General features: G+C 71.5%; 11 protein-coding genes. 6 read left to right on the top strand and 5 right to left on the bottom strand.

Annotated features, from left to right (window positions below; translation table 11 throughout):
• Positions 1–18: 18 nt before the first annotated feature.
• Both OG430_RS07895 and OG430_RS07890 read left to right on the top strand, forming a co-directional pair.
• On the top strand, positions 19–1215 hold the full coding sequence (locus OG430_RS07895; protein ID WP_327351708.1) for a thiolase family protein: 1197 nt from the start codon (positions 19–21) through the stop codon (positions 1213–1215).
• A 214-nt stretch (positions 1216–1429) separates the two neighbouring features.
• Positions 1430–2866, top strand: a complete 1437-nt coding sequence (locus OG430_RS07890; RefSeq protein ID WP_327351707.1) for an aldehyde dehydrogenase family protein — start codon at positions 1430–1432, stop codon at positions 2864–2866.
• 10 nt (positions 2867–2876) lie between these two features.
• Here OG430_RS07890 and OG430_RS07885 read toward each other — a convergent pair whose 3' ends face one another.
• Entirely contained in the window at positions 2877–3302 is a 426-nt protein-coding gene (locus OG430_RS07885; RefSeq protein ID WP_327351706.1) for a thioredoxin family protein, read from the bottom strand.
• 141 nt (positions 3303–3443) lie between these two features.
• Here OG430_RS07885 and OG430_RS07880 point away from each other — a divergent pair, with 141 nt between their 5' ends.
• Positions 3444–4880, top strand: a complete 1437-nt coding sequence (locus tag OG430_RS07880; RefSeq protein ID WP_327351705.1) for a dihydrolipoyl dehydrogenase family protein — start codon at positions 3444–3446, stop codon at positions 4878–4880.
• 12 nt (positions 4881–4892) lie between these two features.
• Here the strand turns inward: OG430_RS07880 and OG430_RS07875 are convergent, their stop codons facing one another.
• Positions 4893–6050 (bottom strand): methyltransferase, encoded by a 1158-nt coding sequence (locus OG430_RS07875; protein ID WP_327351704.1) that lies wholly within the window; start codon positions 6048–6050, stop codon positions 4893–4895.
• Positions 6051–6251: 201 nt separating this feature from the next.
• Between OG430_RS07875 and OG430_RS07870 the strand changes: the two genes are divergently transcribed.
• On the top strand, positions 6252–7217 hold the full coding sequence (locus tag OG430_RS07870; protein ID WP_327351703.1) for a pirin family protein: 966 nt from the start codon (positions 6252–6254) through the stop codon (positions 7215–7217).
• Between the two features lie 24 nt (positions 7218–7241).
• The gene (locus OG430_RS07865) at positions 7242–7907 is read left to right on the top strand and encodes a hypothetical protein (protein ID WP_327351702.1); all 666 of its coding nucleotides are present in this window, start codon (positions 7242–7244) and stop codon (positions 7905–7907) included.
• Between the two features lie 85 nt (positions 7908–7992).
• Here the strand turns inward: OG430_RS07865 and OG430_RS07860 are convergent, their stop codons facing one another.
• The gene (locus OG430_RS07860; protein ID WP_327351701.1) at positions 7993–11229 is read right to left on the bottom strand and encodes a DNRLRE domain-containing protein; all 3237 of its coding nucleotides are present in this window, start codon (positions 11227–11229) and stop codon (positions 7993–7995) included.
• Positions 11230–11928: 699 nt separating this feature from the next.
• Between OG430_RS07860 and OG430_RS07855 the strand changes: the two genes are divergently transcribed.
• Complete coding sequence (locus OG430_RS07855; RefSeq protein ID WP_327351700.1) at positions 11929–12447, top strand: DUF6328 family protein; 519 nt, start codon at positions 11929–11931, stop codon at positions 12445–12447.
• A 141-nt stretch (positions 12448–12588) separates the two neighbouring features.
• On the opposite strand, the gene OG430_RS07850 is transcribed toward OG430_RS07855, so the two are convergent.
• Entirely contained in the window at positions 12589–14418 is a 1830-nt protein-coding gene (locus tag OG430_RS07850) for an ABC transporter ATP-binding protein (RefSeq protein ID WP_442816445.1), read from the bottom strand.
• Positions 14415–16205 (bottom strand): ABC transporter ATP-binding protein, encoded by a 1791-nt coding sequence (locus OG430_RS07845; RefSeq protein WP_327351699.1) that lies wholly within the window; start codon positions 16203–16205, stop codon positions 14415–14417. The genes OG430_RS07850 and OG430_RS07845 overlap by 4 nt, the downstream gene beginning before the upstream one ends.
• Positions 16206–16289: the final 84 nt, after the last annotated feature.

Genomic DNA, 16289 nt, shown 5'->3' with positions numbered 1-16289 from the left:
GCAAGCCCAGGAGCAGAGATGACCAGCCCCGCCACACGCGACGTGTACATCGTCGACGCCGTCCGCACCCCGATCGGCAAGTTCGGCGGAGCCCTCTCCTCCGTACGCCCCGACGACCTCGCCGCCCACGTCGTCCGAGCCCTGGTGGAACGCACCCCGGACCTCGACCCGTCCCGCATCGACGACGTCGTCTTCGGCGACGCGAACGGCGCGGGCGAGGACAACCGGGACGTGGCCCGCATGGCCGTCCTGCTCGCCGGCCTGCCCGTCTCCGTGCCGGGCGTCACCGTCAACCGCCTCTGCGGCTCGGGTCTGGAGGCCGTCATCCAGGCGGCCCGCGCCATCGCCCTCGGCGACGCCTCGATCGCGATCGCGGGCGGCGTCGAGTCGATGTCCCGCGCCCCCTGGGTGCTGCAGAAGCCCGAACGCGCCTTCCCGGCCGGCCACCAGCAGCTGCACTCGACGACGCTGGGCTGGCGCATGACCAACCCGTTGATGCCCGCCGAGTGGACGGTGGCGCTCGGCGAGGGCGCCGAACTCGTCGCGGACAAGCACAAGATCACGCGCGCGCAGCAGGACGAGTTCGCCCTGGCCAGCCACCAGAAGGCCGCGGCGGCATGGGCCGCGGGCGACTACGACGCCGAGGTCGTGACGTACGACGGCATCGACCTCACCCGCGACGAGTGCATCCGCGACAGCACGTCCCTCGACGCCCTGGCCAAGCTGAAGCCCTCCTTCCGCAAGGACGGCGGCACCGTCACGCCGGGCAACGCCTCCCCGCTCAACGACGGCGCCGCGGCCCTGCTGCTCGTCGACGAGGAGGGCCTCGCCGCCACCGGCCGCGAACCCCTGGCCCGGGTGCGGGCGAACGCCGTCAGCGGCATCGAGCCGCACCTGTTCGGCCTCGGCCCGGTCGAGGCGGTCCGGCGCGCGCTCGCCAAGGCGGACCGCACCTTCGCCGACCTCACCACCTTCGAGCTCAACGAGGCGTTCGCCGCACAGTCGTTGGGCTGCCTCGCCGAGTGGCCGGACCTCGACCCTGCCGTGGTCAACCCGCGCGGCGGCGCCATCGCCATCGGCCACCCGCTCGGCGCGTCCGGCGCCCGCCTGGCCGGCTCGGTCGCCCACCAGCTCAAGGCGGCGGGGTCCGGCACCGGGCTCGCGGCGCTGTGCATCGGCGTGGGGCAGGGGCTGGCGCTCGTCCTGGAGCGCTGAGGGGCGAGACCTGAGCGGGAGCTGAGCGGGCACTGATCGGGCGCCGCGGACGACTCGGGTGCAACTCCCCGGCGAACATGGGAAGTTGGGCCCGAGCGGCACTGTCGGCGGCGACTCATTTCCCGTACCGCCGCACTACGATGTTGCACGCTAAACCAAACGTGCACGCGGCCCCCCAACCAGCGCGCTGACCCTCAGCGATCGGAGACCTGGCATGCCCCTGCTCGACCCGAAGACCTGGCAGCCCCGCAGTCTTTCGGGCGGTGAGTACGCCGTCACCGAACCCGCCACCGGGAGCGCGCTGGCCACGGTCACCCTCGCCTCGGCCGACGACCTCGCGCCCGCCGCCGCCAACGCCCGTGCCGCACAGGCCGATTGGGCCGCCGCCCCGCACTTCGTCCGCGCGGGAGTCCTGCGCAGAGCCGGCGACCTCTTCACCCAGTACGCCGACGAACTGCGGCCCTGGCTGATCCGCGAGTCGGGCTCCATCTCCGGCAAGGCAGACTTCGAACTGCACGTCGCCGCCCAGGAGTGCTACGAGGCCGCCGCCCTCGCCTCCCGCCCGGCCGGGCAGGTGCTGCCGAGCGAGGCGCCCCGGCTCTCGTACACGCGCCGCGTCCCGGTGGGGGTGGTCGGGGTGATCGCGCCGTTCAACGCGCCGCTGATTCTGGCGATACGTTCCGTCGCCCCGGCCCTGGCCCTCGGCAACGCGGCCCTGCTCAAGCCGGATCCGCGCACCGCGGTCTGCGGCGGGCTGTTCCTCGCGGCGGTGTTCGCGGAGGCCGGACTGCCCGAGGGGCTGCTGCACGTCCTGCCCGGCGGGGCCGACGTGGGGGAGGCACTGGTCGCCGACCCGCTCGTCCCGGTGATCTCCTTCACGGGCTCGACCGGCGCCGGCCGCAAGGTCGGTGAGGCCGCGGGCCGCCACCTCAAGCGCGCCCACCTCGAACTCGGCGGGAACTCCGCCCTGATCGTCCTGGAGGACGCCGACCTCGACGCGGTGATCTCCACCGCCGCCTGGGGCTCCTTCTTCCACCAGGGCCAGATCTGCATGACCACGGGCCGCCACCTGGTGCACGCCTCGCTCTACGACGAGTACGTCGCCCGCCTCGCCGCGAAGGCCGACTCCCTCGCCGTCGGCGACCCGCACACCGAGCAGGTCCACCTCGGCCCGCTCATCGACGCGGCCCAACTCGCCAAGGTGCACGGCCTGGTGGAGGCCTCCACCGCGCGCGGCGCCAAGCTCGTCGCGGGCGGCAGCCACCGCGAGCTCTTCTACCGGCCCACCGTCCTCGCCGACGTCGACGACCACACCCCCGCCTACGCGGAGGAGGTCTTCGGGCCCGTCGCCCCGGTACGCCCCTTCACCACCCTCGACGAGGCGGCCGCGCTCGCCGCCGCCAGCCCGTACGGCCTGTCGCTCGGCATCGTCACCCGCGACACGGCACGCGGCCTGGCCCTCGCCGACCGCATCCCGACGGGCATCGCCCACATCAACGACCAGACGGTCAACGACGAGGCCGTGGCCCCCTTCGGCGGCGTCGCCGCCACCGGCACCGGCGCGCGCTTCGGCGGCGACGCCAACCTGGACGCCTTCACCGAACTGCGCTGGACGACGGTGCGCGGCGACGTGGCGGGCTACCCGTTCTAGCCGTTCCCCCTCAGGCCTGCGCCGAGCCGTTGCCGGACGGCGCCTGACCGCCCTCGGGCGCCTGACCGTCCTTCTTCGCCTGCTCGGCGGCGATCGCGCTGCGGACCTGCTCCATGTCCACCTTGCGCGCCTGCCCGATGACGTCCTCCAGGGCCGATTCGGGCAGCGCGCCGGGCTGCGCGAAGATCGCGACCTTGTCCCGGATGATCGCGAGCGTCGGAATCGACTGGATCCCGAAGGCCTGCGCCAGCTCCGGCTGCGCCTCCGTGTCGACCTTCCCGAAGACCAGGTCCGGGTGGCGCTCCGAGGCGCCCTCGTACACCGGGCCGAACTGGCGGCACGGACCGCACCACTCCGCCCAGAAGTCGATCAGGACGAATTCGTTCCCCGACACGATCTCGTCGAAGTTCTGCTTGGTGAGTTCCTGGGTGCTCACGTTTACCTACCTCTGTGGGGGCCTGCGGACGTACCGCCCGCACAACGGTGCGTGGCGGCGGCGTATTCCGGGATGGGTCCCGGGCCACTGATGCGGCTGCCCCTGTGGCCCCGGCGTACACATGCGGGAAGACTTGCACCCATGGCACAGGCACACACAGCACCCACCGAGTACGACGTAGTGGTCCTCGGCGCCGGGCCCGTCGGCGAGAACGTCGCCGACCGCACCCGGGCCGCGGGCCTGTCCACCGCGATCGTGGAGAGCGAGCTGATCGGCGGTGAATGCTCCTACTGGGCATGCATGCCGAGCAAGGCCCTGCTCCGCCCCGTGATCGCCCGCGCCGACGCCCGCAAGGTGCCCGGCCTGCGCCAGGCCGTGCAGGGCCCGCTCGATGCGGCGGCGGTCCTCGCGCACCGCGACTACTACACCTCGCACTGGAAGGACGACGGCCAGGTCGGCTGGCTCGACTCCATCGGCGCCCGCATCTACCGCGGCCACGGCCGCCTCGCCGGACCACGGACGGTCACCGTCACCGGCCCCGAGGGCGAGCACCACACCCTCGCCGCCCGGCACGCCGTCGTCGTCTCCACCGGCACCCGCGCCGTCCTGCCCGACCTGCCGGGACTCGCCGAGGTGAAGCCCTGGACCAGCCGCGAGGCGACCAGCGCGCAGGCCGTCCCCGGCCGTCTGGTGGTCGTGGGCGGCGGCGTCGTCGGCACCGAGATGGCGACGGCTTGGCAGGCCCTCGGCTCCCAGGTCACGATGGTCGTACGCGGCGACGGACTGCTGCCCCGCATGGAGCCCTTCGCGGGCGAACTGATCGCGGACGCGCTGCGGGAAGCGGGCGCGGAGGTACGTACTAACGCGTCGGTGAAATCGGTCGTACGCGACGGGGCGGGCGTCACCGTCGAACTCGCCGACGGCACCCGCGTCGAGGCCGACGAAGTGCTCTTCGCCACCGGCCGCGCCCCGCGCACCGACGACATCGGCCTGCACACCGTCGGCATCGAGGACGGCTCCTGGCTGGATGTCGACGACAGCTGCCGGGTCGAGGGCTCCGACTGGCTGTACGCGGTCGGCGACGTCAACCACCGCGCCCTGCTCACGCACCAGGGCAAGTACCAGGCGCGCATCGCCGGTGCCGCGATCGGCGCCCGCGCGCAGGGAGTTCCGGTCATGGAGTCCGACGCGTGGGGCGCGCACGCCGCCACCGCCGACCACCTCGCCGTGCCCCAAGTGGTGTTCACCGACCCGGAGGCCGCCTCCGTCGGACCGACCCTCGCCGAGGCCGAGGCGGCCGGCCTGCCGGTGCGGGCCGTCGACTACGACATGGCCGGCGTCGCGGGCGCAGGCCTGTACGCGGACGGCTACACGGGCCGGGCCCGCATGCTCGTCGACACCGAGCGCGAGGTGCTGCTCGGCGTGACCTTCGTCGGCCCCGGCGCGGGCGAACTGCTGCACGCGGCGACGATCGCCGTCGCCGGGCAGGTGCCCATCGAGCGGCTGTGGCACGCGGTACCCGCGTACCCCACGATCAGCGAGGTGTGGCTGCGGCTCCTGGAGACCTATCGGGGCTGAGCGGCCGGCGGTTCAGCCGCGCTTGACGGCCTTGAGGATCACGAACTTCGGGTTGCCGACGACGAGTTCACAGTTGCCGAAGATCCGCTTCAGCTGCACGTGATACCCGAGGTGCCGGTTCCCGACGACCCACAGCTCACCACCGGGCCGCAGCGCCCGGCGCGCTCCCGTGAACATGCGGCGCGCGGTGGCATCGGTGGTGGCCTGGTGGGAGTGGAACGGCGGGTTGTTGAGGATCAGGTCGACGGAGTCCGGGGGCACGTCCGCGAGTCCGTCGCCCGGACGGAACTCCGCCTTCCCGCCGGTCCCGGTCGTCACGTTTGTGCGGTACGTCGCCTCGGCGGAGGCCACCGCCTGGTGGGACTCGTCCAGGAACAGCACCTCGGCCTCGGGATTGCCGAGCGCGGCGGCCGTACCCACGACGCCGTTGCCGCAGCCGAGGTCGACGACCCGCTCGGGGCCGTGCCGCTTGGGCAGGTGCTGCAGCAGGAAGCGGGTGCCGATGTCGAGGCGCTCGGCGCAGAACACCCCGGCGTGGTTGACGACGGTGCGGCCCGAGACCACGCCGATGTCCTCGGGGAGCGCGTACGTGTACGGCCACGGGTTCGGTCCGGGCGCGAGGCCCGGGTCCGGTGTGCAGAAGATCAGCCGCGCCTTCTGCTCTGCCAGGGAGGTGCGGGTCGGGCCGAGGATCCGCTCGAAGAGCTTCAGCGTCGAGGTGTGGATCTCCTTGACCATGCCGGTGCCGACGACGACCGTGCCCGCGTGGACGGCGGGCCGCAGCCGGTGCAGCTGGTCCTCGAGGAGGGCGAGGCTCTTCGGCACGCGGACCAGGAGAACGTCGATGCGCTCCGGGGGAGTGTCCTGCGTACTGAGGAGACGTACGCCCTCGCCGGTGGCCCCGTGCCGGGCCAGATTCGCGCGCGTGGCCTGCTGCCCCAGGAACGAGTCGGAGATCTGCGCGGTGGAGTGCTCGGCGAGGGCCGTGGTGAGCGCGCCCCAGCGGTCGCCGAGGATCACCAGGGAGCCCGAGAGGTCCGTGCCGGACCCGTCGAGGTGGCGCAGCAGATAGGAGTCGGAGGCGTCCCAGGCGCGGAGCCGGTCGCGGGGGTCCTCGGGGAAGCGGGTGAGCTCCAGCTCGCCCCGGGCCGAAATCAGACGGTCGTTCATCGTGGCCTCAGGCTAACCGAGGGAAAGGCGCACGGTGACCCGGTGATCAGGGAGGACGGCGGGGTGCAGCCGGGCCACGGGGAGCCGCGCCGGGACGGCCGCGCGCCGCTCGCCCCGCCGAACTACGCCTGACGGCGGGACCGTCCGCGTCCGAGCGCCGTGACGGTTGCCCCGGCCCACGCCTCGGCTAGGTTGTGGGCCATGAGCAATCTTGATCGCGAGGCAGCCCTCTCCGTGTGCGGCGGACGGGGCTTCGTAGTGGCCGAACCGGTACGTGAACTCCTCACCCCGCGTCGCGTGAAGCTCGGCGAGTCCACCGAAGTGCGCCGCCTGCTGCCCAACTTGGGCCGCCGCATGGTCGGCGCCTGGTGCTTCGTCGACCACTACGGCCCCGACGACATCGCCGACGAGCCCGGCATGCAGGTGCCGCCGCACCCGCACATGGGCCTGCAGACGGTGAGCTGGCTGCACGACGGCGAGGTCCTGCACCGCGACTCCACCGGCAGCGTCGCCACGATCCGCCCCCGCGAACTGGGCCTGCAGACCACCGGCAACGCCATCAGCCACGCCGAACAGACCCCCGCCTCGCACTCCCGCTTCCTGCACGGCGCCCAGCTGTGGACCGCGCTGCCGAACGAACACCGGCACATCGACGCCCACTTCGAGCACCACACCGAACTCCCGCAGGTCCTCGCGCCCGGCCTGACCGGCACGGTCGTCCTCGGCACCCTCGACGGCACCACCTCGCCCGGCGCGACCTACTCCCCGCTCGTCGGCGCCGACCTGGCCCTGACCCGGGGCGCCGACGTCCGCGTACCGCTGGAGCCGGACTTCGAGTACGCGGTGCTGTCCATGTCGGGCGAGGTCCACGTGGACGGCGTACAGGTACTGCCCGGCTCGATGCTGTACCTCGGCTGCGGCCGCACCGAACTCCCGCTGCGCGCCGAGTCGGAGGCGGGGCTGATGCTCCTGGGCGGTGAGCCGTTCGAGGAGGAGATCGTCATGTGGTGGAACTTCATCGGGCGCACCGGCGAGGAGATCGCACAGGCTCGTTCGGACTGGATGACCGGCACTCGCTTCGGTGAGGTGAAGGGCTACGACGGTGACCCGCTGCCGGCCCCGGAACTCCCGTCGGTACCGCTGAAACCGCGGGGTCGGGTTCGCTGACCTGGGCGTGTGCCCGAGCGAAGGATGAACTCTTTCGACCACAAGGTCGTCGATGCCTTTCTCTGCATGCCGGAGCGCAAATCAGCACACCCAGCAGTACGCGCGCCTTCTTTTCATTCGTTTACAGTCGGTGGGCGCGCCGCCAATGGGCAGCGTTTCGCCCTATTTGCGAGGTGTTTGATGGGTAGATTGCTGGATTCCTACGAGACGACGGCGTCGGCAAGCTACCGGCTGCTCGGGCTGCACGACACGACGATGGGGGCGGAGACGGTCGATGATGATGCGGACAGATCGAAGTGGCTGCTTCCGGGGCCGGGCCTGGTGTATCTCCAGACGCCGCCGGAGGTGGGCACGGTAGCGATACGTCTGGAGTCGTGGACCACTGCACCGGCTCCGCCGCCCGGCCCGTGGGCGGGGCAGGAAGAAGTCGAGGCGGATCTTCCCGAAGGCGAGCTCCGCCTGCAAGCCCCGACCGCAGGGCCGTGGGAAATCCCGCTGGTGTTGCCGTCGCCGGGCACGTACCGGATGCGGTGGCAGTGGGTGTTCAACCCGGACATCGGCCGCACCTTCACCTCTCCTCTGGAGGGCTGCTTCGGCGACCCGCTCGACAATCCCGGCGGCCATGAAGCCGCCATGGGCGAACAGCACCAGTACTGCCTGATACAGATTTGGCGGACCGCCAGCGCCTAACCGTCGTGACGGAAGAGATCGCAGGGCCGCCCCCGGAACGGGGACGGCCCTGCTTTTGGATCACCGGAATATTGCTGCCGGAATGTCAGTCACCGATGGTGATGGTGAAGGATTCCCAGTCGAGGATCCGGTCACTCTGGTACCAGGCATTAAGGCGATTGCCTGCCTCCTGGTTTTCCTTCGGGTCGATGTAGCGGACGGAGAAGTCGTCCTTGTACTGGTCGCCTTCGTATAGGTAGCGGGCAGCGCCTTCGGCAGACGATTTGAACGGGTATTCGTCGCAGTCCTTGCCCGCGGCCGGGGCGCCGGGGGTGTTCTCGTTGCAGTCCCGCGTGCGGACCGTCTCGTTCTTGTCGTAGCGATCCTTGGAGGTCGCTCCGGCGGAGCCGGTGATGCGGTGCAGTGGGTGCAGCGGGCTTGCGCCGGGCAGGTTCTTCCCGGTCTTCTTCGGGTAGCTGGCGTCCGGGTTGTTTCGAACCTCGTCGATGTGGCGGGCTACCGCCTCGACTCCGGTGTACGCCACCGGCGGGGCGGCGTGGCTCGTGTCGCTCTTGTCGTAGCGCAAGGAAGGAGTCGCGTCGGGGAAGACGGAACCGACCTTGGCCCACGTGTTGTAGGCGGCGCTGTCGAAGCGCACCTCGCCCTCTTCACCTTCGGAGGGGATGAACTGGCCGTAGCCGGGCAGGGTGAAGTCCAGCTCCGGGGTGAACTTGCCGACCGCCACCTGCTCACCGAGGGCGACGTCGGGAAGCTTGGGGGTGGAGGACCACAGGTCGAACTTGGTGTCGCCGTTGAGCTTCCATGCGGCGGGCGAGTCCTTGCGCCCGTCGAAGAGCCCGGTGTAGCAGGCTTCTTCCGGCTTCGCGGTGGGGTTGCCGGTGTTCCAGGTGCCTTCGCAGGGGAGATTCGCTTCGATCTTCGCGCCGGCCTTGGCGAAGTCGCCGCCGATCCAGTGGACGTCGAGGTTCAGGTCGAAGTCGGCGTAGCGGGTGAATTCGCTGGTGTCCCTCCCGCCGATCTTGCCCTGGCCGATGAGGGTTTGCGTGGCGACGAATTCACCCTGCAGGTAGCAGCCCGGGGGCCACAGGCCGCACTTGATGGCGGGCATCAGGACGAGTGTTTCCTGGCAGTAGGAGAACCGGTTCTTGATCCAGCCTGACGCGTTGTCGGCGTCATCGGCCGCGGAGCACTCGGCGGGGTCCTGGATGTACTCGTACTGGTCGGCGGGCTTCTTGCCGCCGGCGAACTTTCCGCTGGGGGTGGTGTAGGTCCGCTCCCATACCGCGCGGGTGCTCTTGGCATCCTTGGTCTTGGGGGCGGAAGGCCCGCGGCTGGGCTTGATGCCGAGGGCTTCGAGGTTGCCGTCCCGCTTGAAGACGTCCTGGACTTCCTGGACCTTCTTGGGATCCTTGACGATCTTCGGGTCGGAGATCGTGTAGGAGTCGCCGGGCTGCAGGTTGGTGGGCTTGCCCGCGGCGGCGGTCTCGACGACGAACTCCCGCCACGGGGAGAAGTTCAGGTTGTAGTGGGTGCCGTCGTAGGCATTGGTGCGGAACTTGTACGTCTTGCCGTCCACGAGCTGCCCCGCCGGCACCTGCACGCTCGCCCACTCGCCGGGCTTGACGAAGTCGGAGACGATGACCCCGTCGCCGGCCGGCGTGGTGATGGGCTTGTTCGTGGCCGCGTCATAGACCTGGAAAGTGCCGTTGACCGTGTCACCGTCGGCGTCGGCGAACTTGTCCCGAAGCGTGGGAGTGAGGGTGTTGACCCCCCACACGCCGTTGTGCGACTGGAACGGCGGCCCGGCCTGCTGGGCGGTGCCGTCCCCGGGCCGGTAGTTGTAGTTCACCGTCAACGTCGGCTGATTGGCCGTCGCATTACGGGAGTTGACGATCTTCCACGCCTTGGCATCGTCCTCCGAGGCCCGGATGCCCATGTGGCTGCGGGTCTGCTTCGCGCTCGCCCACGCCTGCACCAGGTCCTTCACATCCGCCTTGACCCAGCCGTCCGCGGTGTCGGAACAGCCCGCGGCGTTGCCCTTGGTCTCGGTGGAGGTGGCGAACTTCTGCAGCCAGTCGGGCTGCGCGGTCCAGCGCGAGGCGGAGGAGCCGGCGGTGGTGTTCCACACGTCCCAGCCGTGTGCCTTGCAGTCGGTGTTGCCGGAGTGGGTGTTGTAGAACTCCACCTTCGCCGAGGAGATCAGCGCATCCGCGAACGGCTCGGTGTTCCACGTCATCAGCGACCGGGCGACGCGGGTGGTGCCGTCGGAGTTCTTGGTGCCGGGGTTGCCCCAGTCCAGCTCGGTCTGAGAGCCGAGGTCGGTGGTCTCGCCGCGCTGCACGTAGGTGTCGAAGGTGTTGCCCAGCGCCGAGGTCGACGGGTCGATCGTCACCGGGTACTGCGTCGCGGGATCGGCCAGCCACTTCGCGTCCGGGGAGACGACGAGATCGATGCTGCCCTGGCCGTGGTCGACGACCTGCATGTCGACCCGGTGGCGGTTCTCGTGCTTGCCGGAGACCTTGTCGACGGAGGCGTCCCACATCATCGGAGCGGGCATGGTGGCCTTCTTCGCGCCGGTCTTGGCGTCGGTGAAGGTGACCGAACCATCGGCATTCGCGCCGGCCTTGAGCCCCTCGGCCTCGAGCGGCAGGGTGTAGCCGTACGCGCCGCCGGGCCGCTGGTTCAGCTTGGTGTACTGCTCGAAGCCGGTGCGGGTGGCCTCGACAATCACATCCGCGCCAGGGACGGCGTTCTTGTACGTGGCGGTGGTGCCCTCGAGCTGCGGCTCGGGCAGTCCGCCCTTCCACTTGAGGGTTACCTGCTCGCCGTCCTGGCCGCCGAGGGTGACCAGGTCCCGCGGGGCGGCGTCCTCGGTGGCCCTGATGGACTTCGCCGGGGTACCGCTCCCTTCGGCCAGCTTCAGGCCGGTGGGGTGCGCCTTCGCCCGGACGGTGCCATCCGCCGCCTTGTGGAAGGTGGCATCGACGTCAACCCACTTGCCGTCCTTCTCGATCCGCTCCGGCCCGGCGGTCACCTCGGAGGTGAGGGAGCCGTCCGGGTTGGCGTAGGTCAGGGACGTCGGGGTGGTCTCGTTCGGGACGAGGGTCTTCTTCCCGGTCTTCTTCGCCTCGGCCAACGCCCAGGGGATGCCGCCCTTGCTGTGTTTCTGGGCCCAGGCCCGACCGGCTTCGTCGGTCTCGGCAGCTGTCGACTTCTGTGCTCCGGCAGGGGCGGCGATCGGCTCGCCCGGCGTTGAGGCGCCGGCCTGACCCGACATCAGCACCGCTTCGGCCGTCAGCAACAAGGCGGCAGCCGCGGCCACTTGAGCGCGTCTGTATTTCGACCGAGGCCTGCGACCCGGTATGTGCGTGGACAACTCGTCAGTCCTTTCAGGTCACGCCGCTCGGCGTGATCACCGCAGGACTGTAGGCACGAGGTAAGGGCCAATAGCCGTAGGGGAACTGACTTCCTGTGAGGTCATCGCCACGGTTGCCTGGAGGATCAACCGAGACCAGCCGCCCTGCTCGAAACCCGGGCAGGGGGTTGTACGAGATGGCGTGCCGCTCCCGTTCGGATAACGCGAAGCTCCCGTGAAGGTCCGAAATGGCCCTCTTAAAACGCCACATAGATGCAGGAAGAGGGGTTCCGTCCGTCCTGGGGGCGAGAGACGTTTGGTGGCCGGGCGTGAGTCGTCGAGAGTCGTCGAGGGTGGGGTCTGCAAGACCGCTTGGCTCGGCTGGTGGGACGCCATCCCCCGCAACTGCCCACCTTGGAGGGCGGCAGCCCGGATGCGACGCTGCCCGGAAGGGTGACTCTCCTAAAGATCACACCCCCCTGGGGTGGGCGGGCCATGGCGGTTGGCGTTCCTAGTTGCCGGACGACCCCGCGGGTGAGAAGCCTGCCAACTGGCATGTGGATACACAAAGGTACTTAAGGCGCTAAAGGTAAGTTTCACTCCGGCCGGGGTGGACATCCGGCTACTGACCGAACCCGTGACCCGACACGTCGAGAGGCGGCACTCATGTCGGACGACGAGCAGGCGACGAACTCCGGTAGTGCCGAGGCACGCGCGCGGGGGCGTGACGAGACCGGCGACGAGCAGGCCGACCGGCAGTGGACCGAGCTGCTCCAGGAGCTGCGCGTGGCGCAGACAGGCGTGCAGATTCTCTTCGGCTTCCTGCTGACCCTCGTCTTCCAACCGCGTTTCGGGCAGCTGTCGGAGACCGACCAGGACATCTACGTCGCCACCGTCGTGCTCGGTGCGGCGACCACCGGAGCGCTGATCGGCCCGGTGTCGCTGCACCGGCTGGTCACGGGTCGGCGCATCAAACCACGGGCCGTCGCCCTGGCCTCCCGTCTGACGGTCGTCGGCCTGGTGCTGCTGCTGTGCACCATGACCTCGGCGCTGCTGCTGATCCTGCGGGTGGCCCTGCACAACACGGTCGCGCTGTGGCTGGTCGGCGCCGTGGTGCTGTGGTTCGTCCTGTGCTGGTTCGTCCTGCCTGCCTGGGCCCGGCACACCAGCCGTCGGGAGCCGTGACGCCGGGCGGGCGCGATCAGGTCGGTGCGCCGGGCGCTGTTCGCCCGCATCGAGAAGGCCCCGCCCCGCGGACGGTTCGGACGACGCGGACGACTTGCTCGTCGAACCCCGGACCGGGCGGGATGTCCTGCCGCCGGGCGTTCAGGCCCGCTTGCCCGACCAGGCCGCCCACAGCGCCGCGTACGGACCGCCCGCGTCCTTGAGCTGCGCGTGCGGGCCGCTCTCGACGACCCGGCCGTGTGCGAGGACGACGACCCGGTCGGCCGAGGCCGCCTGGGTCAGGCGGTGGGCGACGATCAGGGCGGTGCGCCCGTCGAGCGCCGCCGCCGCGGAGCGCTCCAGGACGCGGGCTCCCGCGCTGCCCGCCTCCGCCGTCGCCTCGTCCAGGACGGCGAGGAGTGGGTCGGCCAACACCAGCCTGGCCAGGGCCAGTTGCTGGGCCTTGGCCGCGTCCAGGCTGTGCGCCCCCTCGCCGACCTCGGTCGCGAGGCCCTGCGGCAACGCCTCGGCCCAGGACAGCGCGTCCACCGTGGCGAGCGCGGCCCGTAGTTCGTCGTCGCTCGCGCCGGGCCGGGCCAGGCGCAGGTCCTCGGCGAGCGTGCCGGAGAAGACGTGCAGTTCCTGCGACACGAGGACCGCGGCGGGCCGTCCGTCGGTGCGGCCCGGCATGCTGACCTCGCCGCTCGTGGGCGGCTGCACCCCGGCCAGGATCCGGGCGAGGGTGCTCTTGCCGGCGCCGCTCGTTCCGACGAGCGCGACATGCTCGCCCTCGTGCAGGGCGAGGTCGACGTCGTGCAGGACGGCTGTCTTCGCGTCGTAGGAGTGGCCGACGCCGCGTACGGCGACGATCTCCGCCGTACGCGCCCGTCGTGCGGCCGGCACGTCGGCGGTCTCCGGCAGATCCGTCACGCCGACCAGGCGGGCGAGTCCCGCGGTCGCCGACTGGGCGTCGTCGAGCAGGGCCAGGGCCGCGTTGACCGGCCCGAAGAGATTGTGGAAGTAGAGCGCGGCGGCGGTCGCCGTGCCCACCGACACGGCGTCCTCGCGGACCAGGACCAGGCCCGCGAAGAGCACCGCGACCAGACCGGTGTACTCGGCTATGTGCAGCCGCCCGTAGAACCCGAGGATCAGGCGGATGCCGCGCAGGTTGAGGCCGACCGCCTCGCGGGAGCGGCCGGCGACCCGCTCGGTGTGCTCGTCCTCGAGGAGGTGGGCGCGTACGGTGCCGGCCCCGCCGATCGACTCCAGGAGCTGTTGCTGCTGCGCCCCGGTCGCGATGCGCTGGCGGGCGTACAGCGGCACGGCCTTGCGTACGTACCAGCGGGCGGTCCACGCCTGTACGGGCGCCGCGAGCAGCGCGGCGAGGAGGAAGCGCCAGTCGAGGACGGCCAGGGCGATCAGGGTCAGCACGATCGTCAGGCCGGAGCGGGCCAGTTCGGGCAGCGCGGAGCGCACCGCCTCCGAGACCCGGGCCACATCCGCGGTGACGCGCGAGGTGAGGTCGCCCGCGCCGGCGCGTTCGAGGCGGTCGGCGGGCAGCGTCAGGGCGCGCTCCACGAACCGCTCGCGCAGCCGGGCGAGCACGGACTCGCCCAGCTTGGCGACCAGGCCCATGCCCCAGGCGGTCGCGGCTCCCTGGGTCAGGGCCACGACGGCGAGCAGCACGACGGGCAGGGTGAGGGCGCTAGGCGCCACGCTGCCCGCGTCGTTGAGACCCTCGGCCACGAGGTCCACGATCCGGCCGAGAAGCGGCTGCATCAGCAGCCCGACGGCGGTCGCGGCGACCAGCACGAGGCCCGCCCGCACGGCCATCAGCCGGTCGGGGCGCAGGAGTTCGAGCGCGGCCGCACGGGTGCGGCGGCCGGTGGCGACCGGCAGCAGATCCATCGGCGGACCGGCCGGGTCCTGCCGCGTCGCGGGCCCGGCGGCGCGGTCGTCTTCGGTGTCCTGAACGCCGGGCGGCACGCTCATGAGAGGACCGCCGTCCGGTACAGGGAGCTGCGCCGCACCAGTTCCTCGTGCGACGCCTCGTCGGTGAGCCGGCCGTCGTCGATGAGTGCCACCCGGTCGGCGACGGCGAGCAGCGCCGGGCTGCTGGTGACGAGGACGGTGGTGCGGCCGCGCCGGATCTCCCGGATGCCGGTGGCGATCCGGGACTCGGTCGCGGCGTCGATCGCGGTCGTCGGGTCGTGCACGACCAGGACGTCGCGGTCGGCGGCCAGCGCGCGGGCCAGCGCGACGCGTTGGCGCTGGCCGCCGGACAGGGCCCGGCCGCGCTCGCCGACCGGTGCGTCGAGTCCGCCCGGCACCGAGGCGGCCACTTCGTCGGCGCCCGCGGCGGCCGTCGCGGCCTCGTGCGCGCCGCCGGTCACCGCGGCGATGTTGTCCCGGATCGAGCCCGCGAACAGCTCGGCGCCGTGCTCGGCCACCAGGACCCGGGAGCGCAGGGTCCGCGGAGGCAATTCCGTGAACGGTACGCCGTCGAGTTCGAGGCGGCCCTCGGCCGGGTCCACCTGCCGGGCGAGGCAGCGTACGAGGGTGTCCGCGTGGGCCGGTTCCGTGACGACGACGCCGATGAACTCGCCCGGGGCGACGCTCAGTTCGAGGCCGGACAGGCCTTCGTGGGTGAGCCCGGACAGGCGCAGGGCGCCGCGGGGGGTGTCGCCGGGGGCGGTGAGCGCCGGGTCCCGGTCCGGGGCTGAGGCGGGCTCGGCGTTCCCGGCCGCGGGCTCTGCGGGATGCTCGGCCGTAGCCGTAGCCGTAGCCGTAGCCGTAGCCTTCGCCGCGATGTCCCCCGGTGCGGACAGCACCTCCGCGATACGCCCCGCCGAGGCCCGGGATCGGGCCACGTCGGCCGCCACCCAGGCCACCACCTGCAGCGGACCGGGCAGGAAGAGGGCGAGGCCCACCGCCGCCACCAGTTCGCCGAGGCCGATGCCGCCGGACAGCACAAGGCGTCCGCCGACCAGCGCGACCAGGGCGATGAACAACCCGGTCAGCGTCTGCATCAGCCCGGTCTGCAACGCCTCGGCCCGCGCGGCCCGCACCGTCGCGGCGAGGGAGGCGCGGCTGGTGAGCCGGTAGCGGTCGGAGGCCGCGCGCTGGGCGCCCAGACCCTGCAGCACCCGGACCCCGGCGACCAGGTCGGCGGCAACCCCGGAGGCATGCGCGGCGTGCTCCCGCTCGGCGTGGCTGCGGTGCTCGAGCGGGCGGGCCAGCAACTGACCGAGGCCCATCAGCACCGGCGTACCGAGCAGGATCAGCAGGCCGAGCGGCACCGAGGCGCGCAGGAGGAGCACCGCGCCGGCCGCGAGACCGACGACGGCGGAGAACCCCATCGGCAGCGCCCGCGTGAGGGAGCCCGCCCGCATGGCGTCCTCCGTGGCGACGCTGACCAGGGCGCCCGCCGGCCGTCCGCGCGACGCGCCGCCGTACGGGTCGAGCACCCGGCGCACCAGCCGCATCCGCAAGGTGTGCGCGGCGTGCTCCGTGGCGAACTCGCCCGCGCGGGCGCCGAGTTGGAATCCGCCGGAGAGGAAGACGTACACGACGGCAAGCAGCAGGGCCCAGCGCACGAACGAGGCGGGGTCCGGGTGGACGACCGCGCGGTCGACGATGAATCCGATGAGGACGGGGATGAGCGCCTCACCGGTCTGGTGCGCGGCGCCCAGCACACAGGCCGCGGCGACGCGCCGCCGCTCACCCGCGACCACGCCCCGCAGGACCTCCCGCCCGCCCTGCCGTGCGTCGTCGTGCATTCCGTTCCCGCTTTCCGCCTGACCCGCCCTTAAGAATCAGGTAAGGCTAACCTGACCAATTTGTTCCCGGGTGGGTGGGGACCC

The organism is Streptomyces sp. NBC_01304, from assembly GCF_035975855.1.
Classification (GTDB): domain Bacteria; phylum Actinomycetota; class Actinomycetes; order Streptomycetales; family Streptomycetaceae; genus Streptomyces.
Note: the sequence above shows the minus strand (reverse complement) of the source record. Positions and strands in the feature narration are given on the sequence as shown.

Excerpts from the sequence above, each read along its gene's own strand:
- OG430_RS07875 (WP_327351704.1), bottom strand. The coding sequence starts at position 6,050 with ATGAACGACCGTCTGATTTCGGCCCGGGGCGAGCTGGAGCTCACCCGC.
- OG430_RS07850 (WP_442816445.1), bottom strand. The coding sequence starts at position 14,418 with ATGAGCGTGCCGCCCGGCGTTCAGGACACCGAAGACGACCGCGCCGCC.
- OG430_RS07870 (WP_327351703.1), top strand. The coding sequence starts at position 6,252 with ATGAGCAATCTTGATCGCGAGGCAGCCCTCTCCGTGTGCGGCGGACGG.
- OG430_RS07880 (WP_327351705.1), top strand. The coding sequence starts at position 3,444 with ATGGCACAGGCACACACAGCACCCACCGAGTACGACGTAGTGGTCCTC.
- OG430_RS07845 (WP_327351699.1), bottom strand. The coding sequence starts at position 16,205 with ATGCACGACGACGCACGGCAGGGCGGGCGGGAGGTCCTGCGGGGCGTG.
- OG430_RS07855 (WP_327351700.1), top strand. The coding sequence starts at position 11,929 with ATGTCGGACGACGAGCAGGCGACGAACTCCGGTAGTGCCGAGGCACGC.
- OG430_RS07895 (WP_327351708.1), top strand. The coding sequence starts at position 19 with ATGACCAGCCCCGCCACACGCGACGTGTACATCGTCGACGCCGTCCGC.
- OG430_RS07890 (WP_327351707.1), top strand. The coding sequence starts at position 1,430 with ATGCCCCTGCTCGACCCGAAGACCTGGCAGCCCCGCAGTCTTTCGGGC.
- OG430_RS07865 (WP_327351702.1), top strand. The coding sequence starts at position 7,242 with ATGAACTCTTTCGACCACAAGGTCGTCGATGCCTTTCTCTGCATGCCG.